The sequence below is a fragment of the Nocardiopsis changdeensis genome, from assembly GCF_018316655.1.
Lineage (GTDB): Bacteria > Actinomycetota > Actinomycetes > Streptosporangiales > Streptosporangiaceae > Nocardiopsis > Nocardiopsis changdeensis.
On sequence record NZ_CP074133.1, the window covers coordinates 6,999,272 to 7,021,545 of the forward strand.

General features: G+C 74.9%; 25 protein-coding genes. 18 read left to right on the plus strand and 7 right to left on the minus strand.

From position 1 onward, the window contains the following. Positions 1–20: 20 nt before the first annotated feature. The 4 genes from KGD84_RS31395 to KGD84_RS31410 all read right to left on the minus strand — a co-directional run bounded on the left by KGD84_RS31395 (position 21) and on the right by KGD84_RS31410 (position 3,495). Entirely contained in the window at positions 21–1,319 is a 1,299-nt protein-coding gene (locus KGD84_RS31395) for a hypothetical protein (RefSeq protein WP_220563908.1), read from the minus strand. An 84-nt stretch (positions 1,320–1,403) separates the two neighbouring features. Beyond that, a complete protein-coding gene (locus KGD84_RS31400; RefSeq protein ID WP_220563909.1) occupies positions 1,404–2,240 on the minus strand; it encodes an ACT domain-containing protein in 837 nt (278 codons plus the stop codon). Positions 2,241–2,365: 125 nt separating this feature from the next. Continuing rightward, the gene (locus KGD84_RS31405; RefSeq protein WP_220563910.1) at positions 2,366–2,920 is read right to left on the minus strand and encodes an Asp23/Gls24 family envelope stress response protein; all 555 of its coding nucleotides are present in this window, start codon (positions 2,918–2,920) and stop codon (positions 2,366–2,368) included. Beyond that, positions 2,911–3,495 carry an RNA polymerase sigma factor gene (locus tag KGD84_RS31410; protein ID WP_220563911.1) on the minus strand — a complete coding sequence of 195 codons (585 nt, stop codon included), beginning with the start codon at positions 3,493–3,495 and terminating at the stop codon, positions 2,911–2,913. The genes KGD84_RS31405 and KGD84_RS31410 overlap by 10 nt, the downstream gene beginning before the upstream one ends. Positions 3,496–3,942: 447 nt before the next feature. On the opposite strand from KGD84_RS31410, the gene KGD84_RS31415 reads away from it, so the two are divergent. The 9 genes from KGD84_RS31415 to KGD84_RS31455 all read left to right on the plus strand — a co-directional run bounded on the left by KGD84_RS31415 (position 3,943) and on the right by KGD84_RS31455 (position 9,755). Continuing rightward, on the plus strand, positions 3,943–4,413 hold the full coding sequence (locus KGD84_RS31415; protein WP_220563912.1) for an Asp23/Gls24 family envelope stress response protein: 471 nt from the start codon (positions 3,943–3,945) through the stop codon (positions 4,411–4,413). A gap of 55 nt (positions 4,414–4,468) precedes the next feature. Further along, complete coding sequence (locus KGD84_RS31420) at positions 4,469–4,654, plus strand: DUF2273 domain-containing protein (protein ID WP_220563913.1); 186 nt, start codon at positions 4,469–4,471, stop codon at positions 4,652–4,654. Further along, positions 4,651–4,986, plus strand: a complete 336-nt coding sequence (locus KGD84_RS31425; protein WP_220563914.1) for an Asp23/Gls24 family envelope stress response protein — start codon at positions 4,651–4,653, stop codon at positions 4,984–4,986. Before KGD84_RS31420 ends, KGD84_RS31425 begins: the two co-directional genes overlap by 4 nt. 15 nt (positions 4,987–5,001) lie before the next feature. Beyond that, positions 5,002–5,604, plus strand: coding sequence for a DUF6286 domain-containing protein (locus KGD84_RS31430; RefSeq protein ID WP_220563915.1), 603 nt, complete (start codon positions 5,002–5,004; stop codon positions 5,602–5,604). Next, positions 5,601–6,266: a hypothetical protein gene (locus tag KGD84_RS31435; protein ID WP_220563916.1), complete on the plus strand. Its 666-nt coding sequence runs from the start codon at positions 5,601–5,603 to the stop codon at positions 6,264–6,266. The genes KGD84_RS31430 and KGD84_RS31435 overlap by 4 nt, the downstream gene beginning before the upstream one ends. A 196-nt stretch (positions 6,267–6,462) precedes the next feature. Further along, positions 6,463–6,891 (plus strand): hypothetical protein, encoded by a 429-nt coding sequence (locus KGD84_RS31440; protein WP_220563917.1) that lies wholly within the window; start codon positions 6,463–6,465, stop codon positions 6,889–6,891. A gap of 242 nt (positions 6,892–7,133) precedes the next feature. Continuing rightward, positions 7,134–7,934 (plus strand): ABC transporter permease, encoded by an 801-nt coding sequence (locus tag KGD84_RS31445; protein WP_220563918.1) that lies wholly within the window; start codon positions 7,134–7,136, stop codon positions 7,932–7,934. Beyond that, positions 7,927–8,775, plus strand: a complete 849-nt coding sequence (locus KGD84_RS31450) for an ABC transporter permease (RefSeq protein ID WP_255646916.1) — start codon at positions 7,927–7,929, stop codon at positions 8,773–8,775. The genes KGD84_RS31445 and KGD84_RS31450 overlap by 8 nt, the downstream gene beginning before the upstream one ends. A 2-nt stretch (positions 8,776–8,777) precedes the next feature. Next, positions 8,778–9,755 (plus strand): ABC transporter ATP-binding protein, encoded by a 978-nt coding sequence (locus tag KGD84_RS31455; RefSeq protein WP_220563919.1) that lies wholly within the window; start codon positions 8,778–8,780, stop codon positions 9,753–9,755. Positions 9,756–9,876: 121 nt separating this feature from the next. Here the strand turns inward: KGD84_RS31455 and KGD84_RS31460 are convergent, their stop codons facing one another. Next, the gene (locus tag KGD84_RS31460) at positions 9,877–11,106 is read right to left on the minus strand and encodes a sensor histidine kinase (protein ID WP_220563920.1); all 1,230 of its coding nucleotides are present in this window, start codon (positions 11,104–11,106) and stop codon (positions 9,877–9,879) included. Further along, positions 11,103–11,777: a response regulator transcription factor gene (locus KGD84_RS31465; RefSeq protein ID WP_220563921.1), complete on the minus strand. Its 675-nt coding sequence runs from the start codon at positions 11,775–11,777 to the stop codon at positions 11,103–11,105. The genes KGD84_RS31460 and KGD84_RS31465 overlap by 4 nt, the downstream gene beginning before the upstream one ends. 238 nt (positions 11,778–12,015) lie before the next feature. Here KGD84_RS31465 and KGD84_RS31470 point away from each other — a divergent pair, with 238 nt between their 5' ends. The 4 genes from KGD84_RS31470 to KGD84_RS31485 all read left to right on the plus strand — a co-directional run bounded on the left by KGD84_RS31470 (position 12,016) and on the right by KGD84_RS31485 (position 15,672). After that, positions 12,016–12,504 (plus strand): hypothetical protein, encoded by a 489-nt coding sequence (locus KGD84_RS31470; protein WP_220563922.1) that lies wholly within the window; start codon positions 12,016–12,018, stop codon positions 12,502–12,504. Then, positions 12,501–13,643 carry a peptidoglycan-binding protein gene (locus KGD84_RS31475; RefSeq protein WP_220563923.1) on the plus strand — a complete coding sequence of 381 codons (1,143 nt, stop codon included), beginning with the start codon at positions 12,501–12,503 and terminating at the stop codon, positions 13,641–13,643. The genes KGD84_RS31470 and KGD84_RS31475 overlap by 4 nt, the downstream gene beginning before the upstream one ends. Then, entirely contained in the window at positions 13,640–14,356 is a 717-nt protein-coding gene (locus KGD84_RS31480) for an ABC transporter ATP-binding protein (protein ID WP_220563924.1), read from the plus strand. The genes KGD84_RS31475 and KGD84_RS31480 overlap by 4 nt, the downstream gene beginning before the upstream one ends. Positions 14,357–14,496: 140 nt before the next feature. Then, complete coding sequence (locus tag KGD84_RS31485; protein WP_220565414.1) at positions 14,497–15,672, plus strand: ABC transporter permease; 1,176 nt, start codon at positions 14,497–14,499, stop codon at positions 15,670–15,672. Between the two features lie 23 nt (positions 15,673–15,695). On the opposite strand, the gene KGD84_RS31490 is transcribed toward KGD84_RS31485, so the two are convergent. Beyond that, entirely contained in the window at positions 15,696–16,721 is a 1,026-nt protein-coding gene (locus KGD84_RS31490) for an Lrp/AsnC family transcriptional regulator (protein WP_220563925.1), read from the minus strand. Positions 16,722–16,826: 105 nt separating this feature from the next. Here KGD84_RS31490 and KGD84_RS31495 point away from each other — a divergent pair, with 105 nt between their 5' ends. The 5 genes from KGD84_RS31495 to KGD84_RS31515 all read left to right on the plus strand — a co-directional run bounded on the left by KGD84_RS31495 (position 16,827) and on the right by KGD84_RS31515 (position 22,255). Then, positions 16,827–18,026 (plus strand): M20 metallopeptidase family protein, encoded by a 1,200-nt coding sequence (locus KGD84_RS31495; RefSeq protein WP_220563926.1) that lies wholly within the window; start codon positions 16,827–16,829, stop codon positions 18,024–18,026. A 67-nt stretch (positions 18,027–18,093) separates the two neighbouring features. Further along, positions 18,094–19,533 (plus strand): MFS transporter, encoded by a 1,440-nt coding sequence (locus KGD84_RS31500; protein ID WP_220563927.1) that lies wholly within the window; start codon positions 18,094–18,096, stop codon positions 19,531–19,533. A gap of 124 nt (positions 19,534–19,657) precedes the next feature. Then, positions 19,658–20,002 carry a hypothetical protein gene (locus KGD84_RS31505; RefSeq protein WP_220563928.1) on the plus strand — a complete coding sequence of 115 codons (345 nt, stop codon included), beginning with the start codon at positions 19,658–19,660 and terminating at the stop codon, positions 20,000–20,002. Continuing rightward, positions 19,992–21,599, plus strand: coding sequence for a sensor histidine kinase (locus KGD84_RS31510; protein WP_220563929.1), 1,608 nt, complete (start codon positions 19,992–19,994; stop codon positions 21,597–21,599). The genes KGD84_RS31505 and KGD84_RS31510 overlap by 11 nt, the downstream gene beginning before the upstream one ends. Further along, the gene (locus KGD84_RS31515; protein WP_220563930.1) at positions 21,596–22,255 is read left to right on the plus strand and encodes a response regulator transcription factor; all 660 of its coding nucleotides are present in this window, start codon (positions 21,596–21,598) and stop codon (positions 22,253–22,255) included. Before KGD84_RS31510 ends, KGD84_RS31515 begins: the two co-directional genes overlap by 4 nt. Positions 22,256–22,274: the final 19 nt, after the last annotated feature.

Genomic DNA, 22,274 nt, shown 5'->3' on the forward strand with positions numbered 1-22,274 from the left:
CCCGCGTTCCGCCGCGGGGGTCAGATGAAGTACGAGCTGCGCACCGGCCCCGGCGTGTCCGCGCGCCAGCGCCGGCCGGTCCGCGCCCACCCCCCGGCCACGGCCCCGACGAACCCGGCGAGCACGTCCACCGTGTCCGGCGGCCCCTCCTCACCGTTCTCCCCGGTCACTGCCTCGGCGGCGAGGACCTCCTCGGCCAGCTCGGCCTCCGGGCGCCCGTCCGCCGGGACCGTCTCCACACCGCGGGAGGGGTCCTGCACGTCCACCATCCGCATCCGCTCGCCCCACGGGCGGTGCGCGTTCTGGTGGAGCAGCGTCACCACGTCGGCCGCCGGACCCTCGGGGCGGACCCAGCTCGCGGCGTGCTCGAAGAGGATCTGCCCGTCGGGCCGCTCGAACAGCGCCCCGCGCAGCTCCGGGTCGGCGTCGTCGAGGTCGTAGGCCACCACCAGCGCGCCCGGCCGGGCCGGGTCCACCGGCAGCAGCGGCAGGCCGAGCAGCCGGGACGCGGCCAGTCCCAGGACCGTGCTGTCCCGGTCGGGCAGGGCCATGACGCCGTCCACCGCGCGCCCGGCGGTCTCCAGCACCAGCCGCAGCCGTTCCAGCCCGGTGCGGCAGTACGAGTAGTCGTCCGAGACGAACGCGTAGCGCCCCCGCATGGGCTCCTCGAACCCGTGCGGGGAAAGGTGCGCGACCACTCCCCCGTGCAGCACGAAGTGCCATCCGCGCAGGTCGGAGCCGTCCAACGGGCCGACGGCGGCGGCCGCCGCGGCCCGCTCGGCCATGGCCGCGACCCGGGCGCGGGCCGGGCCCCAGTCCGGGTCCTCGGGTTCGGGCAGGTCGGCCAGGGCCTCCCTGGCCCCGGCGAGGTCCCCGGCGGCCAGGGAGTTGTAGGCGATCAGGTACCGGCCGGGCCAGGCGGGCAGCTCGCCGTCCCACCCGCGCAGGGCGTCGGCGGCCTCCCGGTGCCGGTGGGAGTCCTCCAGCGCGGAGGCCAGCTCCCACAGGACCGGCAGGACGTCGGGGGCCAGGCCGCGGGCCCGGCGCAGCGCGGGGACGCCGACGAAGGGGATCCCGGACCCGGTCGCGGCGTATCCGAAGTCGTAGAGGGCCTTGGGGCCGTCGATGTCGGCGAGCAGGTCGGCGGCGGCCCCGGCCAGGTCGTCCGCGCCCAGGGCGCGGGAGGCGTCGCGCACCAGCGCGACCAGCTCGGGCAGCGGCAGGTCGTCGGCGTACGGGCGCAGGGAGAGGACGGCGCGCGAGGGCTCGCCCTTCGCCAGGCTCGCCCGGGCGGCGGCCAGCGGATCGTTGTCGGTCATGCTCCTCCAGGGGGGTGGGGCGGACCCGTGCGGCCCGCCCCCGGTGCGACGCGCTCGCGGACCCCCTGGTTCTCATCCGCCCCTTCAGGCGCCGCCGGTCCGGCTGCCCAGGGTGGCGGCGACCTGTGCGAGCGCCCGGCAGCGGGCGAACTCCACCGGCGTGAACGGTGTTCCGGAGCGCCGGACGACCAGCACCCGGCCGTCGGGGGCGGGCAGTGTCATCACGGTGCCGGACAGGTCCTCGCGCCCCAGGCCGACGGGCGGCGCGTCCGCCGTCTCGACCACCCGGGCGGCGGCCAGGGACAGCAGCGAGTCCTCCAGGGTCGTGTCCCCGGACGCGAGCGCCCCGACCAGGGCCAGGGTCCGGCTGGTGGTGTCGCTGAGCTCGTGCGGGTCGGCGGTGCGCACGATGGCGTCGCGGCCGCCCGCCTCCCGGACGGCGGCGTGCAGGGCGTGCGCCCCCACGCGGGCGGGCGCGCTGACGAAGAACTCGTCGACGGCCTCGGCCCCGGCGGGGTGGACGTGCATGAGGCGGATGTCCACGCCCAGGGCCGCGAACCCCGCGGTGAGGGCGGCGAGCCCGCCGGGGACGTCCGCGACGGTGACGCGCACGCTCCACAGGCGGTCGCCGAGCGGCTCGTGGACGGGTGCGGCTCCGTGCGGGCGGCGGGTCTCCGCCCGGTGCGCAGCCGGGGCCGCGGGCCGCCGGTGGCGGTACCAGCGGTGCAGGCCGGAGGCCAGGACCAGCAGTGTCCCGACCGCGAGCAGGGCGCGGGCCCCGTCGTCGCTGTGGCCCAGGGAGAGCACCACCAGGTGCGCCGCCCCGGCGGCGGTCAGCAGGACCCCGAAGTCGAGGGCCTCCCTGCCGAGGAAGCCGGTGCGCCGGTCGTCGGTTCCGTCGTGGGCATCGGTAGCGTCCATGGGTCCGACGGTGCCAAGCCGACGTTGCGCCCGTGCTCCGCCCGGTGACGGGGCGGTAACGGCGGGGCGTGAGTCCCGTCACGGCCCCGCCCGCACCGCCGGCCCCGCGTGAGCTCCCTCCCTGCTCAGTCGGACTCGATCAGCCCGACGACCTCGATGTCGATCCGGAGGACCGGGAGCCCCAGCCGGTGTTCCAGGATGTCGCGCACGGTGCGGCGCACGTCCTCGGCCGCCCCGGCGATGGGGGTGCCGTGGGCGACCCGGACCGTCAGGGAGACCGCGAGCCCGTCCGGCCCCCGCTCCACCCGGCAGCGGCCGACGAGCACCCCGGGGACCCCCCGGGACGCGTAGCGCGCCATGGCCGCGACGGCGGACTCCCGTATCCGGGTCGTTCCGGGACCGGGTCCGCCGAGCAGCAGCGAGCGTCGGTTCCCGCGTTCGGCGCGGATGGCGCGCATGACGTCCTCGACGAGCCCGGCGGGGGCCTTGACCGCCTCCGCCTCGGGCTCGCGCAGCGCGGACACCAGCGGGGCGAGGTCGCGCGCGGTGGCCCGGCAGTGGGGGCAGCGGGCCTCGTGTTCGGTGGTGCGGCCCTCCATCAGGTTCCGCACCAGCACGTCCTCCTCGTTCCCGCAGGGGAGGAGGCCGTCAGCGCCGTCGTCGGGCGGTTCTAGCGCCATGGTGCAAGAGCCTTCACGAGATGGGTGCGGGCGCGGTGGATCCGCCCACGCACGGCGGTCGGGGTCGCGTCGACGACTTCTGCTATCTCTTCATATCCCCATCCTTCCATTTCCCTCAGGACCCAGCAGGTGCGCTGTCCCGGGGGCAGTCCGGCCAGGGCCTGCATCAGCGCGCCCCGCAGGTCGCCGGCCAGCGCCTCGGCGTCCGGCCCGGCGTCGCGGGGGTCCGGCGCGGCCTGCTCGTCGATCGGTTCGGTCTCCGCCCGGGAGCGCAGGAGGTTCAGGGCGCGCCGCCCCGCGATGCGCTTCAGCCAGGGGCCGAACGCCGCGGGGTCCCGCAGTTCGGGGAGTTTGCGCCAGGCCGTGATGAGGGCCTCCTGGGCGGCGTCCCGGGCGTCGCCCGGGTCCCGCAGGATGCGCAGCGCGATGCGGTAGACCACGTCCTGGTGCCGCGTCAGCAGGATCTCGAACGCCGTGTCGTCGCCGTCCTGCGCACGCTCGACCAGGACGGCCTCGGGGACGGCGTCCTCCGGCCCGGCCGGTGCCGCGGACTCCTCCCGGAGCTCATCTGACACGGATCACCCACTCACGGTATTCGGACAGGTACATTCAGTATCCATTCCAGCACTAAAAAAACGTGATCCGCATCACGTGAAATCCACCGTGAGCCCGGCCCAGGCTCCCGTGTCTTCACGGACGACGGCACCGGAACGGGCGTGCCGCACACGAGGACACGGAGGACCGGCCATGGGAGAAGCCAGGACACCGACCCGGCGGGAGGCCCCGGCGAACGCGCCCGGGCGGGCCGGGGACGGCACGTCCCCCGCGCCCGGCGGCCCCCTCCCCCGTCCGGCGGACGCGGCGACCGGCGCGAGGCTGCGCCTCTCCCGCCTCCGGTCCGCGGCGCACCGCGTCGCGGCCCCCGGCGCCCCGCCGCGCTGATCCGGCGCCGTCGGCACGAGCACGGACCCGAAGCAGAGCCACCCGAAGCAGGAACAGAAGCAGAGACAGAGGAGACGGACATGGCAGCCAAGAACCCCCAGGACACCGGAACCGCCGGCACCGACCTGCGCCGCGTCACCACCGCCACGGGCGGCGACGCGCAGGGCCGCACCGTGATCGCCGACCACGTGGTCGCCAAGATCTCCGGCATGGCCGCCCGGCAGGTCCGCGGCGTCCACCGGATGGGCGGCAACGCCTCCCGCGCCTTCGACGCGGTCCGCGAGCGCATCCCCGGTTCGACCTCCTCGGCCGCCGCGGACCGGGGGGTCGCGGTCGAGGTCGGGGAGCGCCAGGCGGCGGTCGACATCAACCTGGTCGTCGAGTACGGCGCCGTCATCCCCGACCTGGCCGCCGAGGTCCGGCGCAACGTGGTCTCGGCCGTGGAGCGGATGACGGGGCTGGAGGTCACCGAGGTGAACGTGGCCGTCGACGACATCCACCTCCCCGGCGAGGGCGAGGACGCCTCCGGCAACGAGCCCCGTGTGCAGTGAGGGGACCGTCGTGACCACCCGTGAGACCGAGCACGAAGACCGGAGATGAGCAGTCATGTGGCCGATCGTCGGACTCGCCTTCGGCGTCGTCCTGGGACTCACCGCCGCGTTCGGCGGGTTCTGGGCGTTCCTTCTGGTCCTGCTGTTCGGGGCGCTGGGGTTCCTCCTCGGCAGGGCGTACGCGGGCGAGGTGGACCTCGCCGCCCTGTTCACACCGAGGGACCGGAGGGACGTGCGGTGAGCGCGCCCACCCCCGGCCGGACCGTCGTCGCCGACCGCGTGATCGAGCGCCTGGTACGCCACGAAGCGCTGCGCCACGAGGCGGTGCGCCCCCTGGAGGGGGCGCTGCGCGGTGCGATCGCGGGCTCCCCGGTGCGGGTCGAGGTGAGCCGCGGGGGCTCTCGCGTCGCCCTGCGCGTGGAGGTCGCGATGGCCTACCCCCGCCCTTTGGAGGCGGCCGCGGCGGACCTGCGCGTGCGGCTCGTCGCCGCGGTGGAACGGACCACGGGGCTGCGCGTCCACACGGCGGACGTCAGCGTCGTCCGCCTCGTCCTCCCACCGGTCGTTCGCTGACACGGAAGGCCTTCCATGTGTCCCGAGAAGAACTCGGAGAAGAACTCCGAGAAGAAGCGGTCCCGGTCCGCGCGGCGCACCGCGCTGCGCCTCCTGCGTCCGCGCCGGACCGGCACCGCGGTGCTGTGCGCCGTGTCCCTGGTCCTGGCCGGGGCGGGGGCGGGGGCGGTCGCCCCGGCCCGGGCCCTCGTTCCGGACCACCCGGCCGCCCGGACCGTCGGCGACCTGTCCGCCGCGGTGTCGGGCGTCGGCGCGACGGCCGTCCTGTCGGCCGCCGCGCTGGTCGTCGGCGCCGCCCTGGTCGTGTCCTCCCTCGCGCGCGGCGGCCGGGGGCCGCTGGCGCTGGTGACCGACGACCCGCTGTTCGTGTGCGGCCTCACCCGCGGCGCGGCCGCCCGGCTGTTCGCCGAGGAGGCGCGGGATGTGGACGGTGTGAGCGGTGCCCGCGTGCGGGTGGGGAGGCGGCGCGTGCGCGTCCTGGTCTCCACCCGGATGCGGGGGTCCTCCGGTGCCCTGCGCGGCCGGGTGGAGGAATCGGTGCGCCGCAGAGCCGGGGAGCTCGGGGTGCTGCCCCGTCCGGCGGTCCGGGCGCGCGTGCGTGAGGTGGGTCCGGCATGACGGCGATCCGTGAGAACCGTACGCGGGAAGAGGACCGCGTGCAGGAGGCGGTGAGCGCGGAGCGGGGGCCCGCGCGCCGCCCCTTCCGCGGGGCGATGCGCCGGTCGCGCCTGAACCGCGCACTCTCGTTCGCCCTGGGCGCCGCGCTGATCGCCGCGGGCGCCCTGGGGGCCGCCGGGGCCGCCGCCCGGGCCGGCGTCCGCGCGGCCGGGGGCCTGGACCTCCTGCCGCGGCTCGCACCATCGGTTCCACCGCAGCTGCTGCCCTACGCCGTCGCCGCCGTCGGTCTGGCCGCCGTCCTGCTGGGCGTGTGGTGGCTGCTGGCCCAGCGGGACACCGGGCGGCTGCGTCGGCTGGTGCGGGGCGCGGACTCGGCCGCGGGCCTGACCGTCCTGTCCGGGAACGCCCTGGGGGACGCGGTGGCCGAGGCCGTGGAAAGGGTGCCCGGGGCGGTGCGGGCGCGCGCCCGGCTCCACGGTCCGGAGAACGCCCCGTGGCTGCGGCTGGAGGCGGTCGTGTCCCCGGACACCGATCTCCGCGAGTTCCTGGACGGCTGCCGGGAGACGGCGGTCGAACCACTGCGGATGTCCCTGGGCGTCCCGGCGGTGCCGACGCTCGCCGTTGTGGCGGTGGGCGGGGAGTCCACCAGAAAGGTGCTGTGAACAGCGGTGATGCAACCCCCTCGCAACCCTTGGGCGACTATTGGTGAACGTAAAATCACCGTCCGAGGTAGATTTTTTTCCTCCGAGGGGGAAAGTGAACTAGATCACATAGATTAGGGCGTGAGTTGATCAAGCCCGATCTCGTCCTCACTCAGGACGAGCGGCAAGAACAGAGTGACGGAACACGGGAGATCACATGAGAATCCCTGCCGGGCTCACCTCGACGGGCATGACGACCAGCACCACGGCCTCCCCCATCCCGGAGGCCGAAGACATCGGAACGACCACGGGGCGGAGTGAGGACACCCCCGCCACCGTGCTGATGCGGGCGCCCCGCCTCACCGCCGCGACCGGCGTGTTCGCCGTCGTCGGCGTCGTGGCCGGGTTCACCGTGGTGGCGGTGCTCCTCCTGGCCCACCCGACCCCTCCCACCCTCCTCGGCGGCTTCGGACCGGAGGCGGTCTGGACGATGCCCGCCACCGCCGTCGCCTCCGCGCTGGGGCTGACCTTCCTGATCGTCGCCTTCCTCGCGGACCGGCGCGCGGAGGAGGACCTCCGCCACTCCTTCCAGGAGCGGGAACCCGGGTCCCCCGAGGGGGCGGACGGCGCACGCACCGCGCCCTGAGCCCGACCTCCACCGCGGCGACACCGGCCGCACCGGGTCCCGCCCCGACACCGGGGGCCGGGACGGGACCCGTCCGCACCTTCCCCGGCCGCCGCGCGGACGTGTTATGTTCACCCTTCGCGGCGACCCGGACCTGAGCCCCTCGCGCGTCAGGGACGTGCCGGACACACCGCGCCTTTCGGGCGCGAAGTTCCCATCCAGCACGCAGTGCACACAGAGCACGTCCCAGGGGGTCTTCCTTCGTGCGCGTCTATCCGGCCGTGTACATCAGAGGGCTGCGCAGGTACTCCACCTATCGCGCGGCCACGATCGCCGGCATCTTCACCAACTCCGTCTTCGGCTGCATCAACGCCGCCGTCCTCCTCGCCCTCTTCTCGGTGCGCCCCGAGATCAACGGGTACGACGCGGCCGACGCCGTCACCCAGGTGTTCGTCTGCCAGGCGCTGATCGCGACCGTCGCGATCATGGGTCCCCCGCTGGACCTGGGCGAGCGCATCCGCAGCGGGGCCGTCGGCACCGACCTGCTGCGCCCGGTCCCGCTGCTCGGCTGGTGGCTGGCCGAGGACCTGGGCCGGGCCACGTTCAGCATCGTCTTCCGGGGCGTCCCGACCTTCCTCGTCGGGGTGCTGCTGTTCGACCTGCTGCTGCCGGGGACACTCGGGCACTGGGCTCTGGTCCTCGCCTCCGTCGCCCTGGCCGCGGTCATCGGGTTCGCCCTGCGCTACCTGTACGAGGTGGCCGGGTTCTGGATCCTGGACACCCGGGGGATCTGGGCGGTCGTCGGCCTGGTCGGCCCGGTGGCCGCCGGGATGCTGCTGCCCCTCCCCCTCTTCCCGCCGGCCGTGGCCGACGTCCTGCGCGTCCTGCCGTGGGCGGCGACCGTCCAGATCCCCGCCGAGGTCATGCTGGGCAAGGAGAGCCTGCCGGGCGGGACCGCCGCGGGCGGGCTGGCCCTCCAGGCCGGGTGGGCGGCCGCCCTGCTGCTGCTCGGCGCGTGGCTCACCTCCCTCGCCACCCGCAAGGTGGTGGTCCAGGGTGGCTGACCTCCTCCCGCGCACCCCCGACCGGCCCGTCGAACGCCTGACCCGGCCGGTCCGCACCTACCTCCTGCTGGCCTGGACCTGGAGCCGGGCGCTCGCCCAGTACCCGGCCTCCCTGGCCCTGATGACCTTCGGGACCTCCCTGGGCGCGATCGCGGAGATCTCCGCCGTGTTCGTCGTGTTCGGGCACGCCGGGGCGCTGGACGGCTTCTCCCTGGCCGAGGGCCTGCTCATCGCGTCCCTGTCCAACCTGGTGTTCGCCACCGCCGACATGCTCATGGGCATGGTGGAGGGGCTGGGCCAGCACATCCGCAACGGCTCCCTGGACGTCATGATGGTGCGGCCGGTCTCCCCGCTCATCCAGATCGCCACCGACCGGTTCGCGCTGCGCCGCCTGGGCCGGGTGGTCCCGGCGACCGTGGTCATGGGGGTGGCGCTGTACCACTGCGACATCGACTGGACCCCGGGCAAGGTCCTGATGCTGCCGGTCCTGCTGGTGTCGGGGGTGGCGATCGCCGCCGCCGTCTGGACCGCGAGCGGGTGCCTGCAGTTCTTCGTCGCCGACGCCCGCGAGGCCGCCAACTCCCTCACCTACGGCGGGCAGGCGCTCACCGAGTACCCGCTGTCCATCTACGGCAAGGGGGTCGTGTACGCCGTCACCTTCGCGGTCCCGCTGGCGTTCGTCTGCTGGCAGCCGGTCCTGTACCTGCTGGACCGCCCGGACCCGACCGGGCTGCCCGGCCTCCTCCGCTACGCCCCGCCGTTCGTCGCCGCCCTGTCGTGCGCGGCCGCCGCCCTGCTGTGGCGGCTGGGCCTGCGCCACTACCGATCCACCGGGAGCTGAAGATGACCCGTGCACACTCCGACGAGACCGTCATCGAGGCGGTCGGCCTGGGCCGCGACTTCGTGCTGTCCGAGGGCCCGCTGTTCCGCCGCACCAGGCGCACCGTGTCCGCCGTGCGCGGCATCGACCTCACCGTCAGGGCCGGGGAGATCGTCGGCTACCTGGGCCCCAACGGCGCGGGCAAGAGCAGCACCATGAAGATGCTGACCGGCATCCTCTCCCCCACCGCCGGGCGCCTGCGGGTGCTGGGCGTGGAGCCGTCCCGGGAGCGGACCCGCCTGGCCGCCCGGATCGGGGTGGTGTTCGGCCAGCGCACCACCCTGTGGTGGGACCTGCCGCTCAAGGACAGCCTGGAGCTGACCCGGCACATGTACCGGGTGCCGGCCGCCGACCACGCCCGGAGGCTGGCCGAGCTCACCGAACTCCTGGAGCTGGGGCCCTTCCTCCGGACCCCGGTGCGCCAGCTCAGCCTGGGCCAGCGGATGCGCGGCGACCTCACCGCCGCCCTCCTGCACGGGCCCCGGCTGCTGGTCCTGGACGAGCCCACCATCGGCCTGGACGTGGTGAGCAAGTCGACCATCCGCGAGTTCCTGCTGCGGCTGAACGCCGAGGAGGGCACCACCATCCTGCTCACCACCCACGACCTGGGCGACGTGGAGCGCCTGTGCGAGCGGGTGGTGGTGATCGACCACGGCTCCCTGGCCTACGACGGCGACCTGGACGGACTGCGCGCGGCCGTGCCCACGCCCCGGGTGCTGGTGGTGGACCTGGCCGAGCCCGCCCCGCCGCTGGAGGTGGCGGGCGCGCGGTGCGTACGGACCGAGGGGCCCCGCCAGTGGCTGGAACTGGCGGACAACCCGTCGGCGGTCATCGGCCGGGTCGCGGCGGGGCACGACATCGCCGACCTGACCCTCCAGGAGCCCGACATCGAGGGCGTGGTGGCGGCCCTGTACCGGGGCGCCGAACCGCGGCCCGCCTGAGCCGGATCCCTCCGGGGCGCCGCCGACGCCTTTCGTTGGCGGCACCCCGGGCGTGTCGGCCGTCGCCCGCGGTGACGAAAACCCGCCCCGCGGGCGGCAGCGCTTTCGTTGCGTAGTTGCGTCACCGCCCGAATGCGTCACCCTCCACGGCCGGGAAGCCGACCGTGACGGTGAGGCCGCCCCCGGTCCGGGGCAGTGCCGACACGCTGCCGCCGTGCGCCTCGGCGATCGACCGGACGATCGACAGGCCCAGGCCGCTGCCGGACCGGTCGCGGTGCAGGCGGGCGGCGTCGCCGCGGTGGAAGGGCTCGAACAGGGCGTCGGCGTCGCGCACCCGCGGACCGGTGTTGGCGACCCGCAGCACGGCCCGGTCGGCGATCGTGCTCACCTCCACCCGCACCCAGCCGCCGTCCCCGCCGTCGACGTTGTAGCGCAGGGCGTTGTCCACCAGGTTCCGGGCCAGGTGGGCCAGCAGCACCCGGTCCCCCGCCACGTCGGCGGGCTCGACCTCCAGCTCCAGCGCCACGCCCCGGGCCCGGGCCGTCCCGGTGTGGAGGGCGACGGCGTCGCCCGCGACCTCGGCCAGGCCCACCGCCTCGGTACCGCTCAGGCCCCGGTCGGACCGGGCGAGCAGGAGCAGCCCGGCGATGAGCTCCTCGCTGCGCTCCACCGATTCCAGCACCCGCCCGAAGGCGGGCTTCAGGTCCTCGGGCACCCGGCCCTGGGACAGCGGCACCTCCAGTGCGGTGCGCTGGACGGCCAGCGGGGTGCGCAGCTCGTGCGAGGCGTTGGCGACGAACCGGCGCTGGCTGTCGAAGGCCCGCTCCAGGCGGGCGAGCATGCCGTCGAAGGTGTCGCCCAGCTCGCGGAACTCGTCGTCGGGCCCGGTCAGCTCCAGGCGGCTGTGCAGGTCGTCCTCGGACAGGGTGCGGGCGGCCTCGGTGACCCGGTGCAACCGCCGCATCGGGCGGCCCGCGATCAGCCACCCGGCCAGGGCTGCCAGCGCCGTCACCCCGCCCAGCACCAGCACGGAGGTGACCACCATGTCCGTGAGCACGGCGGAGCGGTAGGCGTCCAGCAGCTCCTCGACCGCCGCCTGAGCCTCCCCGTAGTCCTCGGCCTCCCAATACGTCCCGGTCGGCACGGTCGGTGCCGCCGGGATGGAGACCGTGTCCGCCTCGTCCAGCGCCTGGACGGCGACCCCCTCGACGGTCGTCGCCAGGCTCACGCCGCGGTTCTCCAGGCTGGCGGAGACGATCCCGTAGTTCACGCCCAGCAGCACCGCCCCGCCGAGCACGAACACCGCCGTGTAGACCAGCGCCAGCCGGGTGCGCAGGGTCAGCCGGTTCACTCCGGCGCTCCGGCCCGGATCCGGTACCCCTGCCCGGGGACGGTCTCGATCACCGGCGGATCGCCGAGCCTGCGCCGCAGTCCGTGCACCACCACCTTGAGCACCCCGCTGAACGGGTCGAGGTGGGCGTCCCACACCTTCTCGATGAGGCGGACCGCGGACAGCGGGGCGCCGTCGGCGCGCAGCAACTCCTCCAGGACCCCCAGCTCCTTGGGCGACAGCGCCAGCTCTCGCCCGTCGCGGAACGCGGTCCGGCGCACGGTGTCGACCTCCAGTCCGGCCGCGGACAGCAGCGGCGGGGCGGCCGGCCGGGCCCGCCGCCCCAATGCCCGGACCCGGGCCACCAGTTCCGTGTACGCGAAGGGCTTGGCCAGGTAGTCGTCGGCGCCCAGGTCCAGTCCGGCGACCCGGTCCTCCACCTCACCGGCCGCGGTGAGCATGAGCACCCGGGCGTGCACGCCGGGGTCGGCCGCCAGGCGGCTGCACACGCGGTCGCCGTGCAGGACGGGCAGGTCCCGGTCCAGGACGATCACGTCGTAGTCGTGCACGGTGGCGGTCTCCCAGCCGGTGCCGCCGTCGTGGCACACGTCCACGGCCATGCCCTCGCCGCGCAGCCCCTCGGCCACGCTCCGGGCCAGCGACGGCTCGTCCTCCACCACCAGAACCCGCACGGCACGCCCCTCTCACCACCGACACCCACTGACCGGCGAGTATGCACCCGCGGGGTTAGAACACGGTTATGCCGGGGCGGGACCCGTGCCCCGACCAGGAGGGACGCGGCCGCAGGCCGTCCGTTGAGGGCGGTGGAGGGCGACGGGCGGGCTAACCGACGGCTAACCGCGGTCCCGATGGCATGTGCTCCGAAGCGGTGCCGGACCGGCCGGCACCGGGAACCGAGGAGTGAACGACATGCGCGCATCGGCCTACGCCCTGGGGGCGGCCGCGGCGGGACTGCTGCTCACCGGATGCGGAGCCCTGGGCGGGGACGCCGACGGGGAGGCCGGCGGAACACGGGAGCCCACCATGGAGGAGGCGATGGTGGACTTCGCCGCCTGTATGCGCGAGAACGGCTACGACATGCCCGACCCGGAGGGCGAGGGCATGATCGCCCTGCCCGCGGTCGACCCCGACGACGAGGAGCTGATGGCCGCCCTGGAGGCCTGTGAGGACATCATCCCAGTGGACGAGAACGCGCCGTCCGAGGAGGAGCTGTTCCAGGAGGGCCTGCTGATGGCCGAGTGCATGCGCGAGGAGGGCTTCGACATGCCCGACCCCGAACGCGGTCAGGGCATCACCATCCCCGTGGAGCCCGGCGACGACGAGGGCATGGAGGCGCTCACCCGCTGTTCGGAGCAGGCGCAGGAGGAGGTCCGGGGCAGTGGGGACGGTGACTCGTGAGCACCGCCACGCTCCCCGGGGGGCCGGAGGCGGAGACCGGGGCCGCCGGGCGCCCGCGACGGCGGCGCGGCCTGCCCTGGCTGATCGCCGCCCTGGCGGCGCTCACCGCGCTGGGCGCGCTGGCCGCCTACACGGTGTGGGGTCCGCCGCCGGCCTCCGACGGTGACGCGGCCCCGCGCCCCGAGGCCACCGCTCATGTGGAGCGCACCACGCTGGAGCGCCGCGAGACCCTGGACGGCACCCTCGGGCATCCCGGTGCGGGGGCCTTCTTCGCCCGCTCCGACGGGGTGCTGACCCGGCTGCCCGAGGTGGGCGCCGAGCTGTCGGCGGGCGACCGCGCCTGGGAGGTCGACGGCCGCCCCACGATCCTGCTGCGCGGGGACGCTCCCGCGCACCGGACCCTGGAACCGGGGGTGAGGGGTGAGGACGTTCGCCGGTTCGAGCAGGCGCTGTCCGAGCTCGGATACGGCGGGTTCACCGTGGACGACGAGTACACGGCGCTCACCGCCGCGGCCGTCGAGACCTGGCAGCGGAACACTCAGGGGATGGAGGTCACCGGCACGGTCGACCCTGCCCGGATCTGGTACACGCCCGGGCCGGTGCGGGTGACCTCCCACGAGGTCGCGGTGGGGTCGAACGTCGCCCCCGGCACGGCCCTGCTCGACACCGCCGCCACCGAGCGCGTGGTGCGGATCGACCTGGACGTGGACGACCGGGACCTGGTGGCCGGGGGCGACGAGGTGACCGTGGAGATGCCCGGCGGCGGCACGGTGACCGGCGAGGTGTCGTCGGTGGGCACCGTGGCCGAGACCGCCGACGACGCCCCGGAGGGGACGCCCGGCGGCGAGGAGGAGAAGGCCACCGTGGAGGTGCTGGTGCGCCTGCCCGACGACGCCGAGGGGTTCCTCGACCGGGCCCCCGTCACCGTGGAGGTTCGGGGCCAGAGCCGGGAGGACGTCCTGGCCGTGCCCGTGGGCGCGCTGATCGCCCTCTCCGGCGGCGGGTACGGGGTGTCGGTGGTGGGAGCGGACGGCACCGTGAGCGACGTCCCGGTGGAGACCGGCTGGTTCTCCGACGGCCTGGTCGAGGTCACCGGCGACGGCGTCGACGAGGGCACGGAAGTGGTGGTCCCGGGATGAGCGTCCGCGAGAACGGCCGGGGCGCGCCCGCCGTGGAGTTCACCGGCGTGACCCGCTCCTACCCCGGCGGGGTGCGCGCCCTGGACGGGGTGGACCTGCGGGTGGAGCGCGGGGAGATGGTGGCGATCGTCGGCCCCTCGGGGTCGGGCAAGTCGACCGTGCTCAACATGATCGGCACGCTGGACGCGCCGACCGAGGGAACGGTGCGCGTGTTCGGCCACGACGTGGGGTCGCTGGACGACGGGTCACTGTCGGCGCTGCGCGCCCGCGTCCTGGGGTTCGTGTTCCAGAGGTTCCACCTGGCGCCCAACGTGCGGGCGCTGGACAACGTCGCCGACGGGCTGCTCTACACGGGTGTCCCGTTGCGGGTACGCAGGAAGCGGGCGCTGGCGGCGCTGGAGCGGGTGGGGCTGGCCGACCGGGTCGGCCACCGGCCGCACGAGCTGTCCGGCGGGCAGCGCCAGCGGGTGGCGATCGCCCGCGCCGTGGTCGGCTCGCCCGACCTGCTGCTGGCCGACGAGCCGACCGGCGCGCTGGACACGGCCTCGGGCACGGAGGTGATGGGCCTGCTGCACGGGCTGCACGAGGACGGCGTCACCGTCGTCGTCATCACCCACGACCGCGAGCTGGCCGCGCGGGCGCCGCGGCGGCTGGAGGTGCGGGACGGGCGGGTGGTCGCCGACTCGGCCGCGCTCCCGGAGGGGGTCTCGTGAGCCGCCTGTGGGAGGGGCCGACGGAACACCGCCGGCCGGGGAAGGAGACGGAGGGTCCCGGTGGCCGGCGCGGGGAGGGTGATCCGGAGTCCCGGCCCGGGACCCGCGGGGCCCGGCCGGCCCGCCCCCGACCCGCGCGGCTGTCCCCGCTCGACCACCTGCGCACCGGGGCGAGCGGGCTGCGCGCCCGCCCCGCCCGGGTGGTGCTGTCCGCCCTGGGGATCGCCATCGGCATCGCCGCGATGGTCGCGGTGGTGGGCATCTCGGCCTCCGGCCGGGCCGACCTGGAGGCGACGCTCGCCCGGCTGGGCACCGACCTCGTCACCGTGGCGCCCGGGACCACGTTCTTCGGCGGGGACGCGACCCTGCCCGAGGAGGCGCGCGGCCGGATCGACCGCATGCCCGAGGTGGAGCGCACCTCGCAGGTGGAGCAGGTGAGCGGGGCGAAGGTCTACCGGAGCGACCTCGTCCCGGCCGGGGAGTCCGGCGGGATCGGCGTGCACGGCGTCGGCGTGGACCTGAAGGACACCCTGCGCGCACGGATGGCGCTGGGCGAGTGGTTCAACGGCGCGACCACGGACCACCCGGCGACGGTGCTGGGCGCCTCCGCGGCCGAACGCCTGGGCGTCACCCGGATCACCCCGGACACGCTGGTGCTCATCGGCGGCGAGTACTTCTCGGTGGTGGGCGTGCTGGCCCCGGTGGAGCTGGCGCCCGAACTGGACAACGCGGCGCTGGTCGGCCAGGAGGCCGCCGAGGAGCTGCTGGGGGGCACCGGCGACCCGTCCACGATCTACGTGCGCACCGACCCGGAGCGGACCGCCCAGGTCCGGGACCTCGTCGGCCGCAACGCCAACCCGGAGAACCCGAACGAGGTCGAGGTGTCGCGCCCCTCGGACGCGCTGGCCGCCGGGCAGGCCGCCGACCGGACCCTCCAGGGCCTGCTCCTGGGGCTGGGCGGGGTCGCCCTGCTGGTCGGCGGGGTCGGGGTGGCCAACACCATGGTCATCTCGGTGCTGGAACGGCGCGGCGAGATCGGCCTGCGCCGGGCCCTGGGGGCGACCCGCGGGGCGATCCGGGTGCAGTTCCTGGTGGAGGCGATGGCGCTGTCGCTGCTGGGCGGGGTGTTCGGCGTGGCGCTGGGAGCCCTGGTGACGGCGGTGTTCGCGCTGCTGCGCGGGTGGCCGTTCGCCCTGCCCTGGTGGGCGGGGGCGGGCGCGGTGGCCGCGACGGTGGCGATCGGAGCGGTGGCCGGGCTGCTGCCCGCGCTGCGCGCGGCGGCCCAGCACCCTGTGGAGGCGCTGAGCGCGGACTGAACGCCCCGGGCCGTCCCCGCGGTTCAGGCCCCGGGGACGGCCCAGGGATCCACCGGGACCCCGCCGGTGCGGTAGCCCCGCTGGTCCAGGCGCTGCCCCAGGAGCTTGGCCTGCCACAGGCCGATCGCCCGGTCGCCCACGACCAGTTCGGGCACCACCCGCATCAGGTCGGCCTCGAACCTCTGGGAGTCCTCCACCGACCGGCTCCACGCGGCGATCAGCAGGTTGTGCCGCCCCGTCACGCCGGCGCACAGCCGCACCTCGCGCATGGCCGTGATGCGCTGGGCCGCCTCGGTGATGGCGTCGGCCGGGACGCCCGCCCACAGCAGGACGACGGACGGCCAGTCCGACAGCGGCCGGGCCACCTCGCAGCGGGCCTGCACCATGCGGGCGGCGAACAGGTGGCGGACCCGGCGCCTCACCGTGTCGGGGCTGCTGTCGCAGCGTTCGGCCAGGGCGGTGTACGGCATGCGCCCGTCCATGGACAGCTCCACCATGATCCGGCGGTCCAGCTCGTCGGGCAGGTCCGCGGCCTCCACCGGGAACGCCTCGGCGGACAGCCGCTCCACCTGGGCGGGGGTGAGCGCGCGCAGCCTCCAGCGGCTGCCCTCCGTGAAGACCGCGCCCGCCAGGTGGGTGCGGCTGGCGCGGACCCCCTCCATGGTGTCCAGGGAGCCCACCACCCAGCGGGACAGCGCCCCCACGTCCTCGGTCATCACCGTGAGCAGCAGGTCCCGGTCGCCGGTGACGTGCTCGACGGTGGACACGTGCGGCAGCTCCGTGAAGGCGCGGGCCACCGGCAGCAGGTGGCCGCCGACGCAGTCCACCTCGATGAACGCCAGGCAGCCGCCCGCCCCCGCCAGCGCGGCCCCCGGGTAGCAGGTGATCCACGCCGCCCCGGAGTCCCGCAGCCGCTGCCAGCGCCGGGCGACCGTGGCCGCGTCGACCCCCAGGACCCGGCCCAGCACGGTCCAGGAGGCGCGCGGGGAGATCTGGAGGGCGTGGACCAGCTGCTGGTCCACGTCGTCCAGGATGCGGTTTTCCGGCATGGATATCCCCCGACCTGCGATTTTCCGATGAAATCGGCGCCCCTACAGGTATACCGCCCCATCCTGGCCCGGTCGGAGAACGTGAACGACGGGGGGGACCCGAGCATGCGGATGGTGGAACGGGCGGAGAAGCACCGCGAGGACCTGGTGGAGCTCCGCCGAGCCCTGCACCGCGAACCGGAGATCGGCCTGGCGCTGCCGCTGACCAAGGCCAAGGTCCTGGCCGCCCTGGAGGGCCTGCCCCTGGAGATCACCGAGGGCCGGACGCTCGGCTCGGTCACCGCCGTCCTGCGCGGCGGCCGCCCCGGGGGCGCCGTCCTGCTGCGCGGTGACATGGACGCCCTGCCGGTCCGGGAGGACACCGGCCTGGAGTACTCCTCCCGGTTCGACGGCGTCATGCACGGCTGCGGACACGACCTGCACGTCGCCGGCCTGGTGGGCGCGGCCCGGCTGCTGTGCGAGGTGCGGGACGAGCTGCCCGGCGACGTGGTGTTCATGTTCCAGCCCGGCGAGGAGGGCCACGACGGCGCCCGGATGATGATCGAGGAGGGGGTGCTCGACGCGGCGGGCAGGCCCCTCGACGCCGCCTACGCCGTGCACGTGGCCGCCAACATGCTGCCCGCCGGGTTCTGGGCGACCAAGCCGGACGTGGTCATGAGCGCTTCCGACGTGCTCAGGGTGACCGTGCGCGGCGAGGGCGGCCACGGCTCGTCCCCGCACCGGGGCAAGGACCCGGTGCCCGCCGCCTGCGAGATGGTGCTGGCGCTGCAGAGCCACGTGACCCGCACCTACGACATCTTCGACCCGGTGGTCGTCACCGTGGGCCGCCTGGCCGCCGGGACCCAGCAGAACGTGCTGGCGCACGAGGCCGAGTTCGAGGCGACCGTGCGCAGCTACTCCCCCGCCAACCAGGAGCGACTCAGGGAGGCCCTGCCCGCCCTGGTCCGCGGGATCGCCGCGGCCCACGGGCTGGAGGCCGACGTGGAGTACCGGGTGCTGTACCCGGTGACCGTCAACGACGCCGCCGAGGCGGCCTTCGCCATGGACACGGTGCACGACCTGTTCGGCGGGAACGCCGGGTTCGTGTCCCCGGTGCCCGCCTCGGGTTCGGAGGACTTCTCCCTCGTGCTGCGCGAGGTGCCCGGGGCGATGCTGATGCTCGGCGCCACCCCGGCCGACGCCGACCCCGGCTCCGCGCCCGCCAACCACTCCCCGCAGGCCCGCTACGACGACGCGGTGCTGCCCGCCCAGGCCGCTCTGCTGGCCGAGCTGGCGGTGCGCCGCCTGTCGCGCGGCGACGCCTGACCCCGGCCGCCGGCCCGCGGCCGTGCGCCGCCCCGCCCATCCCCTCTCCCCGTACGGAAGGCCTGCCATGAGCGTTCCCCCCTCGTCGCCCGACAGCACGGCGGCGCCCGGTGCCACCACCGGTGTGGTGGCCGTCGTGGGCCTGCTGGTGTTCTTCGAGCTCACCAGCGGCCTGCTCCAGGGCTCCATCACCCCGCTGCTGCCGCCTCTGCGCGAGGAGCTGGACATCTCCGGTGCCGACCTGCACTGGATCCACGCCGTGCAGTACCTGTCGGCCGCGGTGAGCGTCCCCGTGTTCGGCCGCCTGGGCGACCTGTACGGGTACCGCCGCATGCTCCGGGTATCGCTGGCCTGCATCGCCGTGGGCAGCGTGGTCGTCGCGCTGGCGCCCACCCTGGGCGTGCTGCTGGTGGGCCGGGCCCTGCTGGGCCCGCTGGCCGCCCTGCTGCCGCTGGAGATCGGGCTGGTCCGGGACCGCCTCTCCCCCGAGCAGGGGCGCAGGGCCATCGGCATGCTGGTCGGCTCGCTGACCCTGGGCTCGCTGCTGGGGGTCCTGCTGGTGGGCGTGCTCCAGACCGCCCTCGGCGACGTGCGCGTCACCCTGGGGATCCTGGCCGTGCTGGCCGCGGGCTGCCTCGTGCTGTCGTACTTCAAGGTGCCCGAGTCGCGGAACCGGGCCTCGGGGCGGATGGACCGGGCGGGCGGCATCCTGCTGGGCCTGGCGCTGGTCAGCCTGCTGGGCGGCGTTTCCCAGGGCAACGAGCTGGGGTGGACGTCGCCGGTGGTGCTCGGCGGCGCGGTGCTGGCGGTCGTGCTGCTGGTCCTGTGGGTGCGGGTGGAGCTGCGCAGCGAGAACCCGCTGGTGGACGTGCGGGCCGTGGCGCACCCGCGGATCGCGCCCCAGTACCTGGGCGGGTTCACGCTGGGCGTGATCATGCTCGGCGGGCAGAGCATCGCGGTGACCTACCTGTCCAGCGACCCCGAGCGGACCGGCTACGGGTTCGGGCTGGACGTGATGAGCATCGGCCTGGTCATCGCGGTGCCGACGGTGCTGGCGTTCATCGGGGCGAGCGGCATCGCGCCGATCGCGACCCGGCTGGGGTACCGGCGGACGGTGGGCCTGTCGTTCGTCCTCATGGCGGCGGGAACGGTGGGGCTGGCCACGGCGTGGGCGTCGCTGCCCGCCTTCGTCTCCTGCTTCGCCGTGGCCGGGCTCGGGTTCGGCCTGGCGCTGGGCGCCCTGCCCACGGTGATCGTGGAGGACAGCGCCGAGGACCGCTCGGGCAGCGCGACCGCGTTCTACAACAACCTCAAGACGCTGGGCGGCAGCGTCGGCGGGGCGCTGACCGCTTCGCTGCTGGGGATGCTCCTGATCCAGGGCACCGACCTGCCCTCCCTGGACGCCTACCGGGCGGTGTGGGGGATCAGCGCCGCCCTGGCGGTGGTCACCGCCGTCCTGGCCGGGCGGAGCGGGCGGGCCGGGCGGCGGGTCGGGGCCGACGCCTGACCGGCGGCCCGACGGGCCCCGGGACCCCGCTCGGGGTCCCGGGGCCCGTCCCGTGTGCGCGGATGAAGAAAACCTCATGTGCGTTTCATCGCGTCTTCGCCCCCTCCGGGCAGGCTCGGGGAGTATGAGATCACCATGGGTGTTGCCGGCGGCGGTGGCCGCCGTCGCGGCGGTCCTGCTCGGGGGGGCGGGGCTCGCCTGGAACCTGTCGTCGGGCGACGCCGACCCGGTGCCCCCGGGCGAGGTCGTCGTGGGCGAGTCCCCCGGCGCCGTGCCCGAGGCCGAGGTATCGGCGGGAGGGGATAACGTCGTTCCGCCCCCACCGCCTGTGACCGACCGGGAGGAGCCGTCCGAGACGTCCGCGCCGCCGAGCGAGGAGCCGTCCCCGACCCCCTCCCCCACAGCCTGCGTCGGCGACGACGATGACGGCTGCGACGATGACGACGACGGGGACGACGATGACGACTGACGGGCCCGACTCCCCCACACAGGACCTGGGCACCGACGCCCACCGGGTCCGCCGGGCGTCCTCCGGCAACACCGCGGTGTTCCCCACCATGGTGCTCCGGGACATGGCGGCCGAGGAGCACCACGGGCACAGGAGGATCCTGCCGGCCCGGCTCATCATCATGGCGTGGGTGATCCTGCTCATGGCCCTGACCCTCGCCCTGGTCGTGCTCGTCACCTGGAGCGCGCTGAGCGGCGGGGTGGGCGACCGGGCCGACCGGGCCCTGGAGCAGGAGCTCGGCGAGTTCAACGAGTTCGCCAGGGTCGGCAAGGACCCCGACACCGGGGCCGCCTTCACCGAGGTCTCCGAACTCATGGAGGTCCACCTGGCCCGGCAGTTCCCGTACCCGTCGGAGATCCTGTTCGGCTGGGTCGAGGGCTCCTCCGGTCCCGCGGGCGCGGCCCCGGGCGGGGGCGCCGCCGGGGGTGCGGCCTCCCAGGAGGCCGGGCGCATCCGCCAGGCCCAGGAGCCGCTCTTCGACGTGTCCGCGGACCCCGAGCTGGTCGCCGAGATCCTCGACGACCCGAACGGCCGCGGCTCCCTCCAGACCCCGGCGGGACCCATGGAGTGGGTCAAGGTCCGGGTGCGCTCACCCGACGCCGCCGGGGCGGACGGCTGGTTCGTCACCGGCTACTTCACCGACCCCGACCAGGAGTCCGTCGCCGAGACCGTGCGGACGATCGCCCTGGTCAGCCTGGTCGGCCTGGTCGCCGCCGGCGGCGCCGCCTGGTGGGTGGCCGGACGCATACTCGCCCCCGTCAGGCTGGTGCGCCAGACCGCCGCGGAGATCACCGAGGAGGACCTGACCCGGCGCATCGAGGTGTCCGGGCGCGACGACATCGCCGCCCTGGCCCAGCAGTTCAACAGCATGCTGGACCGGTTGGAGGGGGCGTTCACCGAGCAGCGGCGGTTCGTCGACGACGCCGGGCACGAGCTGCGCACCCCCATCACCATCGTGCGCGGGCACCTGGAGCTCATGGGCGACGACCCGCAGGAGCGGCGCGAGGTGATCCGGCTGGTCACCGACGAGCTGGACCGCATGGGCCGCATCGTCGAGGACCTGCTGCTGCTCGCCAAGTCCCAGCAGCCCGACTTCGTGCGTGCCGAGCCCGTGTCGCTGGCCGAGCTGACCAGCGACATCGACGCCCACGTGCGGCGGCTGGGCGACCGCGACTGGCGGCTGGACGCCATGGCCGAAGGGGACTGGCGGCTCGACCCGCAGCGCGTCACCCAGGCGATGGTGCAGCTGGCGGCCAACGCGGTCCGGTACAGCGAACCCGGGTCCACCATCAGGATCGGGTCCATGGTCGACGGCCCCGACGTGCTGTTCTGGGTCACCGACCAGGGCCCCGGCATCGCCCCCGAGGAACAGGGGCGCATCTTCGGCCGGTTCTCCCGCGGCGGGGCGGCCCGCGCGGGCGGGGGCGGCGCCGGGCTGGGCCTGGCGATCGTCCGGGCCATCGCCGAGGCGCACCGGGGCAGGGTGGACCTGCGTTCGGCGCTCGGCCAGGGGTCCACGTTCACCCTCGTCATCCCCCAGGGAAGGGAGCAGCTGTGAGCCGCATCCTCATCGTCGAGGACGAGGAGAGGATCGCCTCGTTCATCCGCAAGGGGCTGACCGCGGGCGGGTTCACCACGACCGTGGTGGGCACCGGCGCGGAGGCCGTGGACTACGCCGTGACCGGCGGGTTCGACCTCATGCTGCTCGACCTGGGGCTGCCCGACACCGACGGGTTCGACGTGCTGCGGCGGGTGCGCTCGATGGGGGTGGACACCCCGGTCGTGATCCTGACCGCCCGCGACGGGGTGCGGGACACGGTGACCGGACTGGAGATCGGGGCGGACGACTACGTCACCAAACCGTTCCGGTTCGAGGAGCTGCTGGCACGGGTGCGGCTACGGATGCGCCGCGAGCGGAACGGCGAGCTGACCGTGCTCCAGGCCGGGGGGCTGGCCCTGGACCTGAGGACCCGGAGGGTCGCGGTGGACGGCGACACCGTGGATCTGACCGCGCGGGAGTTCGCGCTGCTGGAGCTGCTGATGCGGCACCCCGGACAGGTGCTGAGCAGGCAGCAGATGCTGTCCCACGTGTGGGGTTACGACTACGACCCCGGGTCGAACGTGGTCGACGTGTTCGTGCGGGCGCTGCGCCGCAAGGTGGGCGCGGACCGGATCGTGACGGTGCGCGGCATGGGGTACCGGCTGATGGACTGAGGCCGCCGGAGGCGGGGCC